A 981-nucleotide genomic window follows, 5' to 3' on the forward strand; every position below is an offset into this window, starting at 1 on the left:
ATCTATAGGAATATTAATAGAAAAAACATACAGTTTGATTTTCTAACTTTCAGTAATAAAGATTCTGACTATGATGTTGAAATTAAAAAGTTGGGAGGTAGAATAATTACTTTATCAAATCAATATTCTATTCTTGAAATAATTAAAGCAATAAGGACATATGGTCCATATGTCGCTATTCACTCACACACTTTATTTCACAGTGGTATTGTATGTGTCGCGGCAAAAATTGCTGGAATTAACGTTAGGATATCACATGCACATACAACAAATGATAAAAGTGATACGTTTATACGCCAGCTCTATATGAAGATAATGAGGTATTTAATAAATGCATATTCTACAAAACTTCTTGCATGTAGTCAGGCTGCAGGAATTTTTTTGTTTGGGGAGAAGAAAATTTTGGGGAATCAATATTTACTTTTTCCGAATTTAATCGATTACACTAATTTTCTAGTGAATAGAAAGGAAGATGTAATAAAGTTTAAGGAAAAGGAAGGGTTAGGAGATTCCCTTATTATCGGTCATATTGGTAGATTCATTGATACGAAAAATCATAAATTTTTAATGGAGATAATGGGAAATATTGTTGAAAAGAATCCCAAAGTTAAAATGATTCTTGTTGGTGATGGAGAATTAAGAGAGAGATATGAAGAAATTGCCCAAAAAGAAGGTTTACAAAATAAAATTAAATTTTTAGGAATAAGACAAGATATAGCAACAGTCTTGCATTCAATGGACATATTTGTTTTTCCATCAAAATATGAAGGGTTAGGCCTTGTTCTCCTTGAAGCACAGGCTTGTGGTATACCTTGTGTTGTTTCAGAAGCAATCCAACCAGAGTCAGATTTACAAATGGGATTAATGACAAAGTTATCTCTTAATGATGGACCAGAAATTTGGGCTGATGCAATATTGCAAAGAATAAATAAAAAAGAATTGGATATTGAAATGATAAAAAATAGTTTTATTAAACAAGGA

1 protein-coding gene is annotated in these 981 nt (G+C 30.4%); it reads left to right on the forward strand.

Annotated features, from left to right (window positions below; all coding sequences use genetic code 11):
* Positions 1-981: glycosyltransferase (locus HU235_RS12435; RefSeq protein WP_174880411.1), on the forward strand; the 981-nt coding region annotated here is incomplete at both ends.

It is taken from the genome of Metabacillus niabensis (assembly GCF_902829255.1).
GTDB classification, from domain to species: domain Bacteria; phylum Bacillota; class Bacilli; order Bacillales; family Bacillaceae; genus Metabacillus; species Metabacillus niabensis.